The following is a 15,623-nucleotide window of genomic DNA, read 5'->3' on the forward strand; positions in this document are numbered from 1 at the left end:
GGGGCTGCGGCGGGGCCTTGCGGTATTATGGTTCATTAACTACTCGATCTCGGAAACGGAGCAGTCCAGATGGGCAAGAGCGATAACGCGGCGCGCGAAGCAGGTCTTGGCACGCTGGCCATTCACGCTGGGCAGTCTCCCGATCCGTCGACGGGGGCGATCATGCCGCCGATCTATGCGACGTCCACCTACGTGCAGGAAAGCCCTGGCCATCACCAGGGCTACGAGTATTCGCGCACGCAGAACCCGACGCGCATGGCCTACGAGCGCTGCGTGGCGGGCCTGGAAGCCGGCGTCGCCGGTTTCGCCTTCGCCTCCGGCCTGGCCGCCGCGGCCACCGTGCTGGACCTGCTCGACGCGGGCAGCCACGTGATCGCCATGGACGATCTCTACGGCGGCAGCTACCGCCTGTTCGAACGCGTGCGCCGCCGTTCGGCCGGCCTGGATTTCACCTTTCTCGATCTGAACGACGAAGCCGCGCTGGCGCAGGCGGTGCACGCCGAAACGCGCATGATCTGGATCGAGACGCCGACCAATCCGCTGCTCAAGCTGGTGGATATCGCCAAGGTCGTGGCGTTCGCGCGCAAGCACAAGCTGCTGGTGGTGGTGGACAACACCTTCTGCTCGCCGATGCTGCAGCGTCCGCTGACCATGGGCGCGGACCTGGTGCTGCATTCGGCCACCAAGTATCTCAATGGCCACTCGGACATGGTCGGCGGCGTGGTCGTCGCGGCCAACGAGGAGCTCGCGCAGAAGATGGCCTTCGTGCAGAACTCCGTCGGCGCGGTGCAGGGTCCGTTCGACAGCTTCCTGGCGCTGCGCGGCCTGAAGACGCTGCACCTGCGCATGCGCGAACACAATGCCAACGCGCTGGCGCTGGCGCAGTGGCTGCAGCAGCGGCCGGAAGTGGAAAAAGTGATCTATCCGGGCCTGCCCAGCCATCCGCAGCACGAGCTGGCCAAGAAGCAGATGCAGGGCTTCGGCGGCATGATCAGTTTCTACATCAAGGGCGGCCTGGATGCGGCGCGCCGCTTCTGCGAGCGCACGCATTACTTCGCGCTGGCCGAGTCGCTGGGCGGCGTCGAGAGCCTGGTCAACCATCCGGCGATCATGACGCACGCCTCGGTGCCCGCCGACGTGCGCGCGCGCCTGGGCATCACCGACAACCTGGTGCGCCTGAGCGTGGGGGTGGAAGACCTGGCCGACCTGCAGGCCGATCTCGCCCAGGCCCTGGCCCATGACTGAAGCCGGCGAGGCCAGGCTGCGCCTGCTCGTCACCGGCGCCGGCGGCTTCGTCGGCGAGCATGTACGCCAGGCCGTCGAGGCGGGCGAGTTCGGGCCGTACGATTGGCACCCGGCGCCGGAAGGCTTCGACGTGCGCAGCCGCGACGCGGTGGATGCGCTGATCGCCGAGGTGAAGCCCGATGCGGTGCTGCACCTGGCCGCGCAGAGTTTCGTGCCGCAGTCGTTCAAGGACCCGGCCGGCACCTTCGAGGTGAACGTGCTCGGCACCTTGCACCTGCTGCAGTCGCTCACGCAGTCGGGTTTCCGCGGACGCTTTCTTTACGTCAGCTCGGGCGACGTCTACGGCCTGGTGCCGGACGCGCTGCTGCCGGTGGACGAGCGCCGCTGGCCGGAGCCGCGCAATCCGTATGCGTCCAGCAAGATCGCCGCCGAGACCCTGGTGCTGCAGTGGCATCGCGCGCAGGGACTGGATGCGATGGTGGTGCGGCCGTTCAATCACATCGGTCCGGGCCAGCGGAAGGACTTCGCCATCCCGGCCTTCGCGCACCAGATCGTCGACATCGCCGAAGGCCGGCAGGCGCCGGTGCTGGACGTGGGCGACATCGACACCACCCGCGATTTCCTCGACGTGCGCGACGTGGTGCGCGGCTATGCCGCCCTGTTCGCACGTGGCCAGGCCGGCGGCACCTACGTGCTGGGCAGTGGCGTGGAACGCCGCATCCGCGACATGATCGGCTTCATGTGCGAAGCCTGCGGCGTGAATCCGGAGATCCGGCAGGACCCGGCCCGGCTGCGCCCCAGCGAACAGCGGCGCATGGTGGCCGACGCGGCCTTGATCCGCACGCATACCGGCTGGTCGCCGCGCTACAGCATCGAACAAACCTTACATGACGTTATCGAAGACGCGAGAGGCATTGCATGACTAAGAACAAATCCGCGCTGATCACAGGGATCACCGGTCAGGACGGTGCCTATCTCGCGCAGCTCCTGTTGGGCAAGGGCTACCAGGTGCACGGCTTCCTGCCGCGCCGCAGTACCGACACCTCGTGGCGCCTGCGCGAGCTGGGCATCCTCGACGAGGTGCACATGATCGAGGGCGACCTCAGCGACCTTTCTTCGCTGATCCGCGCCGTCGAAGGTTCGCGCGCGGACGAGGTGTACAACCTCGGCGCGCAGAGCTTCGTGGGTACCTCCTGGCAGCAGCCGCTGCTGACCGCGGACGTCGACGGCGTCGGTGCGCTGCGCGTGCTGGAAGCGGTGCGCATCGTCAATCGCGAGGCGCGTTTCTACCAGGCCTCGACCAGCGAGATGTTCGGCCTGATCCAGGCCGAGCGCCAGGACGAGAGCACGCCGTTCTATCCGCGCAGCCCCTACGGCGTGGCCAAGCTGATGGGCCACTGGGCGACCGTGAACTATCGCGAGAGCTACGGCATGCACGCCTCCAGCGGCATCCTGTTCAATCACGAGTCCCCGCTGCGCGGCATCGAGTTCGTCACGCGCAAGGTGGCGCACGCGGTGGCCTCGATCAAGCTGGGCCTGCAGAAAGAACTGCGCCTGGGCAATATCGACGCCAAGCGCGACTGGGGCTTCGCCGGCGACTATGTGGAAGCGATGTGGCTGATGCTGCAGCAGGCCGGCGCGGACGACTACGTGGTGGCCACCGGCAAGACGGTGAGCGTGCGCGACATGTGCGAACTGGCCTTCGCCCACGTCGGCCTGAAGTACCAGGACTACGTGGTGCAGGACGAGAAGTTCATGCGCCCCGCCGAAGTGGACGTACTGCTGGGCAACCCGGCCAAGGCCAAGGCCAAGCTGGGCTGGGCGCCGCGCACCACGTTCGAGCAGCTGATCGCGATGATGGTGGATGCGGATCTGCGGCGGTTGTCGTCGCGCTGATCCTGATTCACGTGCACAAAAAAAGGGCTCCATCGGAGCCCTTTTTCTTTGGCCGCCGTGGCCCCGGTCAGGCGCCGGCGATTTCCGCCAGCCGCCGCCGATAGCTCATGCCCACCCGGCGATAGCCGACCTTCTCGCGCACCATCAGGCTGGCCTTGCGGCCCAGTTCGCGGCCCAGCGCATGGTCGTCCACCAGCTGGCGCATATAGTCCGCCGCCTGCTCGACGTTCGCGTCGGCCCACACCTGGCCTTCGTGCTTCGGATACTCGCCGTCCTTCACCGGAATCAGCGTGTAGTCCACCAGCATCGCCGACGTGGCATCCATGAAGTCCATGTTGCCGGAGTAGCCCGTGGCGATCAGCGGCTTGCCCAGGTACATCGCTTCGGCTAGGCCGCGGCCGAAACCTTCCGAGCGGTGCAGCGAGACGAAACTGTCGCAGCAGCGGATCAGGTTCTTCACTTCGTTGTCGGTAACGGTGCGGTCGATCAGCACCACGCGATCGCGCAGCGGCTTGATCTCTTCCTTCAGCTTTGCCAGCCCTGCCGGGTTCACTTCGCTGCCGTTGAGCTTGATCACCAGGCAGCAGTCGGCGTGCGGACGGCTGGCCACCAGCTGCTGGAACGCGCGCACCACGGCTTCCGGGTTCTTGCGCGTGGCGTAGGAGCGGAAGTCGAAGAAGAACACGAAGGCGTATGCGCTTTCCGGAATGCCGAAGTAGCGGCGGTCCAGGAAGCTGCTCAGGTCCACTTCGCAGCTCACCGGCAGGTGGCGCAACGGCTTGCTGAGGCGGCCTTCGAGGGAGTCGGCGATGAACTTCGACGGCGCCCACACTTCGTCGAAGCGTTCCAGCTCGGCGATCCATTCGTCCGGGAAGTTCGACAGCTCCCAATTCGGATAGATGATGTTGTACGCCGATTCGAACGCGCGCATGTCCAGCGTGGCGAGCGACTGTTCGACTTCGTTGGCGTTGAGGTGGAACACGTTCACCTGGCCGAGCCGGTCGGTGAGGGCCGGGCCGAATTCGACCGCGGCGGCCGGGTCCGGCACGTTCATGCGGTACACGTCGAGCAGGCCGGGGCGCACCGCCACCGAACGCAGCGCGCGGTACGAGCAGCGCAGGCTTTCGCCGCAGCCGATGGGTGCGTAGGGATGGCCGACGAGGACGAGTGGTTGGGTCATGGCGCTCATCCCAGCGAGTACTTGTTGTGGCGGGCCAGCTTGTCGGCATCCAGCGCGTTGGCGTGCGCCTGCAGGAAGCTGTGGCCGAAGCGGCGGTCCGGTTCGAGATAGGCGCCTTCGGCCCATTCGTTCCAGGCATTGATGAAGACGATGCGCTCGTCGCCGCTGAACTGCTGCTTGGTGCGCTCCACCGTGGTTTCCAGCCAGGCCTGGAACGCGCCCGGGGTGGCCGCGTCGAAGCAGTAGCTGTTGTGCTGGCGGCGCGCGGTGTTGTCCCAGCCGGGCATCACGCCCATGAAGCGCTTGTACGGCGGCAGCTCGCGCGTGGCGTACTTCACCGCGATGTCGCGGTAGTCGGCCACGGCGCCCTGGAAATCCGGATTGAGCTGCTGACCCGGCAGCGCGATCGGCTCGGCCATGCCCTGCGGCGGGAATTCCACCGAGGCATCGCAGCCGAACTGCTCGGGCGTGGCGCCGGAGGTAGCCAGCTCGAACGATTCGACCTGGGCGATGTAGATCTCGCCGATGCCTTCCTTGCGGCACACCTCGCGCCACAGCGAGGCGGTGCGCGCGAAATCCGGGAACAGCGTGGTGCGGTAGACCAGGATCAGCGGCTTGCCGTGGATGCGGATGTAGTTGGACTGGCGGAAGTAGCGCATCAGGTCGTGGATGACCGCCAGGTCGTCCTCGTCCGAATGCTTCTGCGCCATCAGCAGCTCGTGTTCTTGCCCATCCCAGCGGCGCGTCCAGTTCTCGTTGGCCCAGCACAGGCAGAACGGGAAGTCCGGCTTGGAAGTGGCCAGCATCTGCTCGATCGGGCGCTCCAGCAGGCGGTGGCCGGCGAACCAGTAGTAGTAGAAGCAGAAGCCGCCGATGCCGTAGCGGCGGGCGAGTTCCGCCTGCTTCTCCAGCACTTCGGGCAGGCGCAGGTCGTAGTAGCCCAGGTCCGCCGGCATGCGCGGCTGGTAGTGGCCGACGTAGTTGGGCTGGGCCTTGCTGACGTTGGTCCATTCGGTGAAGCCGCGGCCCCACCACAGGTCGTTCTCGGGAATCGGATGGAACTGCGGCAGGTAGAACGCGATGGTGCGCACGGTGTCGAGCGCGTCCAGCTGTTCGCGCCAGCGCGAGGTGAAGGTGTCGAGGTTTTGCGCGATGCAGTTGAGCTTGTACTCGCTGGGCAGCGCTTCCGAAGTGAGGCTCAGGTGATGCAGCACGGTGGCCTGGCCGCAGTAGACGATGCGCTTGCCGGCGGCGCGCAGGCGCATGCACAGGTCGGAGTCCTCGCAGTAGGCCGGCGCGTAGCGCTCGTCGAAGCCGCCCATGACCTGGAACTCGGCCTGGCGCACCAGCAGGCAGGCGCCGCTGCAGTAGTCCACGTCGCGGTTGTAGCAGTAGCGCGGCAGGTCGGGCTGGTCATTGAGGCCGACCAGTTCGGCGGTGCCGTCGCGGTGCCAGCGCGTGCCGGCTTCCTGCAGCCAGCCGCTGGGATACACGATGCGCGGACCGGCCGCGCCCACCGTGGCGTCGCCGTCGATGCAGTCGACCAGGGCCTTCAGCCAGCCCGGCGTGACCTGCACGTCGTTGTTGAGGAACAGCAGGTATTTGCCGCGGGCTTCCCTGGCGGCGGTGTTGCAGTTGCGCAGGAAGCCGAGATTGGCCGGCTGGTTGACCACGCGCAGGTTGGCGATGGTGGCCAGCACCTGGGCGGTGTCGTCGGTGGAGGCGTCGTTGGCCACCAGCACTTCGAAATCCGGATCGCCCGGGCGCTGCGCGGCGGCGATCGACGCCAGGCATTCCAGCGTGGTGATCAGATGGTTGTAGGCCGGCACCAGGATGGTCACGGTCGGCTGCGCCGCGGCGAGCGGCAGTTTCACCTTGGCCGCGGCGGCGTCGGCGGAGAGGCGCGAGAAATCGAGCAGCGGGAACGAGGCCGGCTGGCGCCTGGCGCGCAGCGCCTGGGTGCTGTCGGCGATGCGCTGCTTCACCGCGCCGTAGTCGGCCCACTCGCGCACGCCGTCGGCCTGCCACAGCGTGCCGGAGCTCTGCATCGGGCTGGGCGCCTGGTACGCCGGCGGGGCGACGGTGAAGCTCGGGCTGGGCGCGTGCGTGCCCTGGTAGGCGCGCCAGCGGCGGTAAGCCGCGGTATGGCTGAGCAGCGGGCCGAAGGCGCGGAACAGCGCGTTCTTGATCGCCAGCTTGGTGCCCATGCCGATGGGCAGGCGGCGGTAGACGGTCTTGACGGTGGCGACGGTGCGCTGGCGCAGCCGGGTTTTCAGAGAGCTCATTTTCGTCCTGCCGCTCCGCAGAGGAGCGGTCAATTTCCAACTGTGCGACTGGCGCATGACCGCCAGTTCGTCCGTGAGTGCCTGGCGCTGCTGCTCGGCTTGTCCGAGTTCGCCGCGCAGGCGTTCCTGCTCGGCGCGGACGCGGTCGTGCTCCTGGCGGAAGCGGTCCAGTTCCGTGCGCAGGCGTTCGTGCTCGACGCGTGCTTCGTTCTTCGCTTCGTGCTTGGCGGCCTGCTTGACGGCTTCGATGTCGATCGCCGGGGGCGGAGCGGGCTGTACCGCGGCCGGCGGCGGGGCTTCGGCGGAAGCATCCAGCCGTTCGATCAGTTCGCTGATCGCGGTGCGCAGTTCCGCCGATTCGGCCAGCGTCGCCTGCGCCGACGAATGGCCGGCCAGCAGGCCGCCGACGTCGGGCGCCACGGACATCACGTGCGACTGGTAATCGGCCAGCTCCAGCACTCCGGTGTACTGGCCCTGCACTTCGGCGATCAGCGCGGCTTCCAGGTCCAGGTAGGTCTGGATATGCGTGGACGTCAGCACGTAGCCGTGCTTGCGGAAGGTTTCGCGGATCAGCGTGGCGGTATGCAGCATCTGGCGGTCGGCGGGAACCGCCACGCCCAGCAAGGTGCCGAAGGTGAGCTTGAGCGCGCGGAAGCCGAGATAGCCGACGGTGAGCGGCGCGTGGAAATGCCATTCCAGGTCGAAGAAGCGCGCCTCGCCGTCATGCCCGACGATGAGGTTGTCGGGCATGGCGTCGAACAGCTGCGCCGGTACCGGCGTATCGATCGCCAGTTCCTCCGCCTTGGGCGAACCGGGCATGGCCTTGGCCAGTGCGCGCAGCCACAGGCCGAACCAGTCCGATACATCCTGCAGGCTCCAGCCCGGGATCACCACGATCTGCTCGAAGCGCTCGCTCCAGTGCTGGCCGGCGAGATAGGTTTCTTCGGTGGCGTGGTTGAGCAGCAGGCGCGATTCGATCGCGGCCGAAGGAATCAGGCGTTCGCGCGACACGCGCACGCCGTCGCCGCTGCGCGTGAAGCGGCTGAGCTTCTTGTAGGCGGGGTGGCGCTGGGTGGAATACAGCTCCGCCAGCACGCCCGGCGCGAGCTGCTCGAACGTGGCCGAGGCCTGGCTCTTGCCGGCGATCACCAGGAACGAGTTGGCCATGTCGTCGAGCAGGCCGTTGCGCCCGAGCACGGCGAAGGCGCGGCTCATGGAGAACAGCGGCGAATAGCGGATCTGGCGGTCCTTGCGCGAGGCCTGGCCGGCCAGCGAGGCGGCGTCGAAGGCGTCGCCGGCCTGCAGCGCCGCCGGCAGGATCACATTGCCCGGCAGCTTGTAGTCGGGGAACGGCATGGCCACTTCGCTGCGCGCATAGCCGGCGGCGGCGATGCGCCGCTGCAGCTCCTGCTTGCCGAAGGTGACCACGCCGTCGCGGCGGTAGCCGTCCTCGATGCCGGCCATGGCGCGGCCGAGGTGGTCCTCGGGAATGCCGGCGAAATACTTCAGGCCCAGCTGGTTCTCGATCGCCACGATCAGCACGCCGTCGTCGCTGAGCAGCTGGTGCGCGCGGCGCAGCGTCTCGGCGATGGGATCCTCGCCGGCGGTGTACATGCGCGCGTATTCGAGCACGCCGATCAGGGTGACCACGTCGAACTTCGCGTCGGTCTCCAGCGCGTCGAAGCGGTCGTTCATCACCGTCACGCCGGGCAGGTCGCGGCAGCGCGAGGCGGCGATGGAGGCGCGGCGCGGGCTGCCTTCCAGCGCCAGCACCTGCGCACCGCATTCGCCCAGGTAGCGCGTGATGGCGCCGCAGCCGGCGCCGATCTCCAGCACGCGCGCGCCGGCGAACAGCTTGCCGATCGGGCGCAGCAGGTTCGCGCGGTCGGCGCTCAGGTGATAGACCGACGGCCAGTCGATCTGGTGGCGCTCAAGCTCGGTGGAAAACAGCGATACGTCGCTGCTCGAGGCGATCGCATGGCGGATGCGCTGCTCGACTTCGTCGCCGTCGGAATAGGCGAAGGGCTTGGCCGGACGGGTGGCATGCGACCACACGCGGTGCTCGGCGTCGAGCACGTAGCCGGCGCTGCGCAGCGCCTCGGCAAGAGATGCGGCGGCAACGTTCATCAGGGGCTCTCCTTGGCGTCCATCCGCACGTCGAGCATGGCCAGGCCGAAAAAGCCCTTGCCGTTGACGTTCAGATGGATGGAATCGTAGCGGCGGTCGTGCGGCACGACTTCGACGCCGTTATGGCTGGCAACCCCCACCGACAGGAAATAGTCGCCCGGTCCAAGGCGACAATCGAATTCGAAACTGACGTCCGCGGTGGTGCCGCGTCCGCCCAGGCGATCGACGTCGTATTCGATCAGCTCCGAGTTGGTGCCGAACACGGTGACGCCGTCCTTCGTCTTCACGGTCAGGCCGAAGATCGGCCGCGGGATGGCTTCTTCGAAGCGCACGCGCAGCATCAGCTTGAGGCGGTCCCCGGGTTCCACTGTCGACGGATCCCAGGCGTGCGAGGACTGCATGCGGAAATCCTCGATGCGCACCGTGCCGTCGCCCCAGCGGTATTCGTAGGGGTTGTAGTTCGGGCGCGTCTCGAAGCCGCCGCTGACCAGCACGCCGTCGGCATCGGCGTCGGCTTCGCCCGGTGCCGTGCCGGCCGCGGCTTCGTCGCGGGCGATGGCGCGCCGGGCCTTGCCGAACAGCAGGTCCAGATAGGTGTGGACCACGTCCTTGGGCTGGCCTTCCTGGTGCATCAGGCCTTCGTGCAGCAGGATGGCGCGGTCGCAGTGGCTGACGATCTGCTCGGTGGAATGCGACACGAACAGGATCGAGGTGCCGGCTTCCTTCAGCGTATCCAGGCGCGCGAAGCACTTGGACTGGAACTTGGCGTCGCCTACCGAGAGCGCTTCGTCGACGATGAGCACGTCCGGATCGACCTGTGCCTGCACCGCGAAGGCCAGGCGCACCACCATGCCGCTGGAATAGGTCTTGACCGGGCGGTTGACGAAGTCGCCGATGTCGGCGAACGCGAGGATCGCGTCCATGCGCTGGTCGAGCTCCGCCGCCGACAGCCCGAGCACCGCCGCGTTGAGGCGGATGTTCTCGATGCCGGTGAAATCCGGATTGAAGCCCGAACCCAGTTCCAGCAGCGCGGCCACGCGGCCGTGGACTTCGATGTCGCCCGCAGTCGGCGCCAGGGTGCCGGCGATCATCTGCAGCAGGGTGGACTTGCCGGAACCGTTCTTGCCGACCACGCCGATGGTCTCGCCGCGGCGCACCTGGAAGTCGATGCCGCGCAGGGCCCAGAATTCCTTGTAGTGGCGGCGCTCGCGCAGCTGGCCGGCGAGGCGCTGCGCGCCGACGCTGCCGATCACCCGCGCCGCGCGCGGATAGAACGACTGCACCAGCCGGTGCATCGGGCTTTCATAAATGTTGTAGCACTTGCTTACGCCGCTGACGCGGATGGCCAGATCAGAGGACATCGGCAAAACCCCGGCGCGTGCGCTGGAACCACCAGAAGCCGAAGCTGGCGATCAGCAGGCCGCCCAGCGTGAAGAGGCCGAGCATGCCCCAGTCGGGCAGCGTGCCCAGGATCAGCACCTTGCGCGATTCGCCCATCAGGAAGGTCATTGGATTCAAATAGAACAGCGAACGAAAGCTCTCCGGAATCGCCGTGACCGGATAGAACAGCGGCGACAGGAACATGGTCATCATCACCAGGTGGCCGACCAGCTGGCCGATGTCGCGCAGGTACACGCCCAGCGCCGACAGAAACCACACCACGCCCAGCACTAGCAGCACCAGCGGCACGAACACCAGCGGGATCAGCACGAAGGTCCACGGCGGCACGCCCTTCATCACCACGTGCGCCAGCAGCAGGATGCCCAGGCTGATGGCCGCCTGGAACAGGCTGGAGCCGGCGATGACCCAGGCCTGGGTTTCCAGCGGAAAGACGATCTTCTTGACCAGGTTGGGCGTGGCGGTGACCGCGCCCGGCGCGCGATTCACGCACTCGGCAAAGAAATTGAAGACCAGCATGCCGGCGAACAGCATCAGCGCGAATTCCGACGGATCGGTGGCGGTGCCGCCCCAGCGCATCTTGAACACCTGGCTGAACACGAAGGTGTAGATCAGCAGCATGATCAGCGGATTGAGAATGGCCCACGCCATGCCCAGCGCCGAACCGCGATAGCGCGAGGCGATGTCGCGGCGGATCAGGGAGGCGATCAGCGCCCGGTGGCTTAAGAAGCTCCCGGCAATCGCCCTGGGGCCGCTGCGGTACTGCTGGCGGGAACTGAGTATGGTCGATGGCGTCATAAGTGCCTGAATAGTCTGGACTGACTTCCGGTCAAGGCCGTCATCGCTAAACCGGTAATTATACCGGCTGCCCTGGGATGAGAGTAGGAAAATTGCCCGGCGTGGCTGACCGTGCGGTAAATTAGAAGATTCCGGCGGCGCAGGGGCGGGATGGCTGCTTCCGTAGGGGATTCATCGGCAATCGGCGGAATTCGGCACGGCCCGCGGCTCGTTTCCGCGGCGCGGGCATTGAAGGCCAAGAGGAAATGCATGGATACAAGAATTGACGGTGGTCCCGGCGAAAACGCCGGAAACGCACCGCGCCTGTTGTGGATGGCCATGCTCGTGGCGTTTTTCCTGATGGCGATCCGCGTGGCGTCGATCAATTCGCCGGTGATGGGCAGCGACGAGTACGCGTATTTCCATGCCGCGAAATACGAGGCCTCGGGCGAGCAGCTGTTTGCGCTCGATCCTTACCTGCAGCGCGTGGACAACAAGGTCTATCCCTGGCTTTACCGCGCCTGGGCCACCGGTTCGGTGCAGCATGCCGACACCGTGGGCCGCCTGTTCAACAGCCTGCTGTACTGCCTCGGCGGCTGGCTGCTGTTCGGCATCTTCCGCCGCTGCATGGACCGGCGTTCGGCGGTGCTGGCCGCCTTGCTGTATCTGGCCATGCCGTTTTCGTTCTATGCGACGACGTTGCTGCCGGAAGTGGAATTCCAGATTTCGATCTATCTGCTCGTGCTGGTTTGGCTGGCCGAGCGCGGCGCCAGTTCCTGGCGGCAGGTGGTGCTGGCGGCGCTGGTCAGCGCGACCGGTTACCTGATCAAGCCGCATGCGGCGGCGGCCATCCTGGCCAGCGCGGCGTATCTGGCGTGGAGCCGCGTGGGACTCGCCGCGGGCGGATCGGCGTTGAAGCGCGCGGGGCTGGGCCTGCTGCAGGCGGTGGGGTATCTGGCCTGCACGGTGCTCCTGATCAAGCTGCTGAGGCACGTGCTGGATCCGGCCGGGTCCTCGGCCATCGTCGCCTCGTTTTACCAGGCCTACCTCGACCAGCTGCGCGATCCGCATTACCTGCTGAAGAGCCTGGGTTCGATCGCCGGCTATGTGGGCGGACACGTGTGGGTGTGGCTGGTGTTCTTCGCGCCGGGCGTGGTGGCGCTGCTGGCGGATCTGCGCCATTGGCTGCCGCGGCGCCGCGCGTCCGCGCCGGTGGCGGCCGCGGACGAGGGCATCGACGAAGCGCGCCGCAAGCTCACGCTGTTCCTGTTCCTGCTGGCGGCGGCGATGCTCAGCATGGTGGCGCTGTTCACCGATGCCGCGGCCGCCGGTTCGGAATTCGAGCGCGGCCGCCTGCACGGGCGCTATCTCGAGGCGCTGCTGCCGTTCCTGCTGGCCTATGGCCTGTGGTGGACGGGGCGTGGCGCTCCGCGCTGGGTCGCGCTGCTGGGCTTCGCGGCGATGGTGAGCTTCGTGCTGTGGGGCCGCTTCTGGTTCCATCTCTACCCCTGGGACTACCCGGATCTGTTCGGCCTGTTTGACCGCAAGATCCCTTACTGGGGTTTCGACCACGTCGCGCGCTGGCCGCTGCGGCTGTCGCTGGCGCTGGCCCTGGTGTGCTGGGCGGCATTCGCGTTCACCCGGCGCAGGTGGCTGGCTTATGTGGTGTTCGTTGCCGGCGCGATGCTGGCCGCGCACGGCCAGATGTCCGCCTGGCTGAAGGCCGAGAACGAGCTGACCCGCCAGGTGCTGGCCGATGGCGCGGCGATCCGTGCCTTCCTTGGCGAGGAAGCGCCCGGCACCGGCCTGGTGGCCACCTATGAGCGTTTCGGCCAGGCCTCGTATCTGCTGGCGGCGCTGGATACCCAGCAGCACGTGCTGGAACTGGCGCCCGGTACGGCGCTGGAGGCGCAGCACGTGCCCAAGGGCGCACAGTGGATCGTGGCCCCGGCGAGCATGGACGTGCGGCTGCCGGAGGCATGGAAGATCGATCTCGGCACGCAGCGCCTGTATCTGCTGGAAGACGCGCGCGTACGCCCCGTCGCGCCGCAGAAGCCGGTGTGGGACGGCGTGCCGCTGTCGATCGACACCAGCAGCGCGGCCAATCCGTCGCGCTTCCGTGGCTTCCGTCCCGGCGAGGGCTGGGGGCGCTGGTCCACGGCGCAGCGCGCGAACATCGAATTGCCGGTGCTGGTATCGGGCCGGGTGCGCGTGGAGTTCTTCGGCTGGGCCGCGGACGCGGCGAAGATCCCGTCGATTACGGTCGGAGTGGGCACCGCGGCAGCCAAGGTGCCGATGAGCGCCGGCGGACAGGATCATCAGCTGGTGCTCGACGTGAGCACGCCCAGCGACAGCCTGTGGTTCGAAAGCACGCCGGTGAACGACGGCGGCGTGCCGCTCGGCGTGGCCGTGGCGCGCGTCCGCGTGACGGCGCTGCCGGCGCAGTAAGTGAGGGCGCCCCCGGGCGCCTTCAGTGCTGGCGTTCCCTGCTGCGCGTGCGCATCGGCGAACGCCGGTGGATGGCGCGGGACGGCAGGTGGGACACGTCGTAGTTCAGGAACGCCAGCAGCAACTGGAACCCGCACAGGATCGACAGCGCGGCGATGATGATCGTGCCTACCGGGGTGGCCACGTGCGCCGCGGCCGAGCGCATCCAGTGCACCAGCCCGAAAATCAGGCCGAACAGCAGGATCAGCGTGCCGAACACCAGTTCCAGCGATGCCACCGACATGTCGCGCAGGAAGTAGTTGTAGAAGATCCGCTTGATCGTATTGCGGATGTGCTTGGTCAGAAACTCGCTGAAAATGCGCGAAATCTTCAGGTTGCTGACTTCATCGCCATACTTCGCGTCCATCGGCACGTCGACCACGGCGGCGCGGAAGGTGCCGAGGCGGAACAGGATGTCCGTCTCGAAGAAATACCGCTCGCTGATGCGGTTGAACGGCAACCGGCGCGCGACGTCGGCATGGATGGCCGTATAGCCGTTGGTGGGATCGAACAGGTCCCAGTAACCGGTGGAAACCTTCGCCATCAGCGAAAGAACCGCATTGCCGAACACGCGAAGCCTGGGCATGTTGCCCAGGCTTTCCAGGTCGTAGAAGCGGTTGCCCTTGGTGTAGTCGGCTTCGCCGCGCAGGATGGGGTCCACGAAATCGTCGATCAGGGCCGGGTCCATCTGGCCATCGCCATCGATCTTGACGATGACGTCGGCACCGCCTTCGATGGCCGCCCGATAGCCGGTCATGACGGCGCCGCCGACGCCGCGGTTGACCTCGTGGAAGACCACGGTGACGCGCGGATCGGTGCAGTGTTCCTGCACATGCCTGCCCGAGCCGACCGGGCAGGCGTCGTCCACCACGTAGATCTGCTGGATGCGGGCGGGGACCGAGGCCACCACGTCGAGGACGAAGTCCTTGACCTTGTAGCTGGGAATGACCACCGCGATGACCGGCATGGCGATGGAAGGCGAGGCCGCTTCGTTCATTTGTAGATCCAATACTTCGAGGCGATGAAGCCGACGCCGGCCAGCGCGACGTCGGCGACGGGCTTGACCGCCCAGGCCATGTGCAGTCCATGGAGCCGGGTTGCCAGCATGACCGCGCCGGTGCTGAGCAGCGTGGTCAGCGTCCAGGTGACGAGGTACTTCATGGCGTGCTTGGTGCGCAGGGGGCGGGCCTCGTCACCGGCGAAGGTGAAGCGCCCATTCAGCCAGAAACCGAGCGAGGCGCCGACCACGCGGCCGGTGACGTTGGCCGGTCCCGTCACGACGCCGAGCTGGGTGAGGCCGATGAAGGTCAGCCAGTCGACGACGATCTGGATGATCCCGATGAAGCCGTAGCTGATCCCCTGTTTGACTATGCTCATACGCTCGCCGAAGACGGTGCCGGAACCTGCACAACGATCCAGTCTAGCGTGAAGCCCGGCATCCCGCAGGGGCGCAAGCGCCGCCGTTCAGCGCTTGCGGATGACGAAAACCTCGTTGAAGGCCGCGTCGATGCCCATGTCGCGGTTGCGGGTATGGAAGGTGTTCACGCTGATGCCGCCCACCCAGTCCGAGGCCAGCACTTCGAAATCGCTGCCGTAGTCCCAGGTGACCAGCGCCTTGCCGTCGCCCACCGGATTGCCGTGGTACTGCGCTTCGAGCAGGTGGTTCACCTGGCCCTGCGCGTCCAGCTCGGCGCGGCGCACCGACGTAGCCAGGCCGGCATGCTTGGGCGCGGTGAAGATGTGCGCGCCGCCGGGCTTCAGCACGCGATGGATGTCGCGCAGCGCCTGGGCCGGGTCGAATACGTGTTCCAGCACGTCCTGGGTGATGAAGATATCGAAGGTCCCGTCCGGGAAAGTGAGATGTTCGATGTCTTCGCAACGCACGCCGCGGAAGGTCTTGCCGTGCGGCTGGTCGGGGAAATATTGCGAATAGCTGTAGCCCTTGCAGGCCTTGGCGATCAGGTTGTTGGACGGCGAGGACTCATGAATGCTCAGCGAGCGCCACTCCGGATACAGCTCGCCCATGATCAGCATCAGATGCCGCTGGCGCGGAATGGAGCGGCAGTTGTCGCAAAGATATTCGTCGCGCAGCCACGGGCCATGCTCGACGAACCGCGTGTTCTTGCCGCAGCACGGGCAATAGCCGGGGTTCGAGGGAAGCTCGCGTTTTGCCTTGGCTTTGAAGAAATCCATTCCGGGCCTTTCTATGAAATGACGCGACGGCGACG

At 66.7% G+C, this 15,623-nt stretch carries 11 protein-coding genes; 4 read left to right on the forward strand and 7 right to left on the reverse strand.

Annotation, left to right across the window (positions count from 1 at the left end; all coding sequences use genetic code 11):
• Nucleotides 1-69: 69 nt before the first annotated feature.
• Genes FHW85_RS06840 through FHW85_RS06850 form a run of 3 tightly spaced genes read left to right on the forward strand, consistent with a single transcriptional unit; the run spans nt 70 to nt 3,141 of the window.
• Nucleotides 70-1,245 carry a cystathionine gamma-synthase gene (locus FHW85_RS06840; RefSeq protein ID WP_168647783.1) on the forward strand — a complete coding sequence of 392 codons (1,176 nt, stop codon included), beginning with the start codon at nt 70-72 and terminating at the stop codon, nt 1,243-1,245.
• A complete protein-coding gene (locus FHW85_RS06845; RefSeq protein WP_210427725.1) occupies nt 1,238-2,167 on the forward strand; it encodes a GDP-mannose 4,6-dehydratase in 930 nt (309 codons plus the stop codon). Before FHW85_RS06840 ends, FHW85_RS06845 begins: the two co-directional genes overlap by 8 nt.
• Nucleotides 2,164-3,141, forward strand: a complete 978-nt coding sequence (locus tag FHW85_RS06850) for a GDP-mannose 4,6-dehydratase (protein ID WP_168647784.1) — start codon at nt 2,164-2,166, stop codon at nt 3,139-3,141. The genes FHW85_RS06845 and FHW85_RS06850 overlap by 4 nt, the downstream gene beginning before the upstream one ends.
• A gap of 67 nt (nt 3,142-3,208) precedes the next feature.
• Here FHW85_RS06850 and FHW85_RS06855 read toward each other — a convergent pair whose 3' ends face one another.
• The 4 genes from FHW85_RS06855 to FHW85_RS06870 are packed head-to-tail and all read right to left on the reverse strand — an operon-like array spanning nt 3,209 to nt 10,929.
• Nucleotides 3,209-4,321, reverse strand: a complete 1,113-nt coding sequence (locus tag FHW85_RS06855; RefSeq protein ID WP_210427726.1) for a glycosyltransferase family 4 protein — start codon at nt 4,319-4,321, stop codon at nt 3,209-3,211.
• Between the two features lie 5 nt (nt 4,322-4,326).
• Nucleotides 4,327-8,733: a glycoside hydrolase family 99-like domain-containing protein gene (locus tag FHW85_RS06860; protein WP_168647786.1), complete on the reverse strand. Its 4,407-nt coding sequence runs from the start codon at nt 8,731-8,733 to the stop codon at nt 4,327-4,329.
• Entirely contained in the window at nt 8,733-10,094 is a 1,362-nt protein-coding gene (locus FHW85_RS06865) for an ABC transporter ATP-binding protein (protein ID WP_167257066.1), read from the reverse strand. The genes FHW85_RS06860 and FHW85_RS06865 overlap by 1 nt, the downstream gene beginning before the upstream one ends.
• Complete coding sequence (locus FHW85_RS06870; protein WP_168647787.1) at nt 10,084-10,929, reverse strand: ABC transporter permease; 846 nt, start codon at nt 10,927-10,929, stop codon at nt 10,084-10,086. Before FHW85_RS06870 ends, FHW85_RS06865 begins: the two co-directional genes overlap by 11 nt.
• A 318-nt stretch (nt 10,930-11,247) precedes the next feature.
• On the opposite strand from FHW85_RS06870, the gene FHW85_RS06875 reads away from it, so the two are divergent.
• On the forward strand, nt 11,248-13,356 hold the full coding sequence (locus FHW85_RS06875) for a glycosyltransferase family 39 protein (RefSeq protein ID WP_168647788.1): 2,109 nt from the start codon (nt 11,248-11,250) through the stop codon (nt 13,354-13,356).
• Between the two features lie 22 nt (nt 13,357-13,378).
• Here the strand turns inward: FHW85_RS06875 and FHW85_RS06880 are convergent, their stop codons facing one another.
• The 3 genes from FHW85_RS06880 to FHW85_RS06890 form a co-directional block, all read right to left on the reverse strand.
• A complete protein-coding gene (locus FHW85_RS06880; protein ID WP_167257063.1) occupies nt 13,379-14,392 on the reverse strand; it encodes a glycosyltransferase family 2 protein in 1,014 nt (337 codons plus the stop codon).
• On the reverse strand, nt 14,389-14,772 hold the full coding sequence (locus tag FHW85_RS06885; RefSeq protein WP_167257062.1) for a GtrA family protein: 384 nt from the start codon (nt 14,770-14,772) through the stop codon (nt 14,389-14,391). Before FHW85_RS06885 ends, FHW85_RS06880 begins: the two co-directional genes overlap by 4 nt.
• 87 nt (nt 14,773-14,859) lie before the next feature.
• Nucleotides 14,860-15,588, reverse strand: coding sequence for a class I SAM-dependent methyltransferase (locus FHW85_RS06890; protein ID WP_167257061.1), 729 nt, complete (start codon nt 15,586-15,588; stop codon nt 14,860-14,862).
• Nucleotides 15,589-15,623 lie beyond the last annotated feature (35 nt).

The sequence above is a fragment of the Dyella sp. SG609 genome (assembly GCF_012275375.1).
GTDB classification, from domain to species: domain Bacteria; phylum Pseudomonadota; class Gammaproteobacteria; order Xanthomonadales; family Rhodanobacteraceae; genus Dyella_D; species Dyella_D marensis.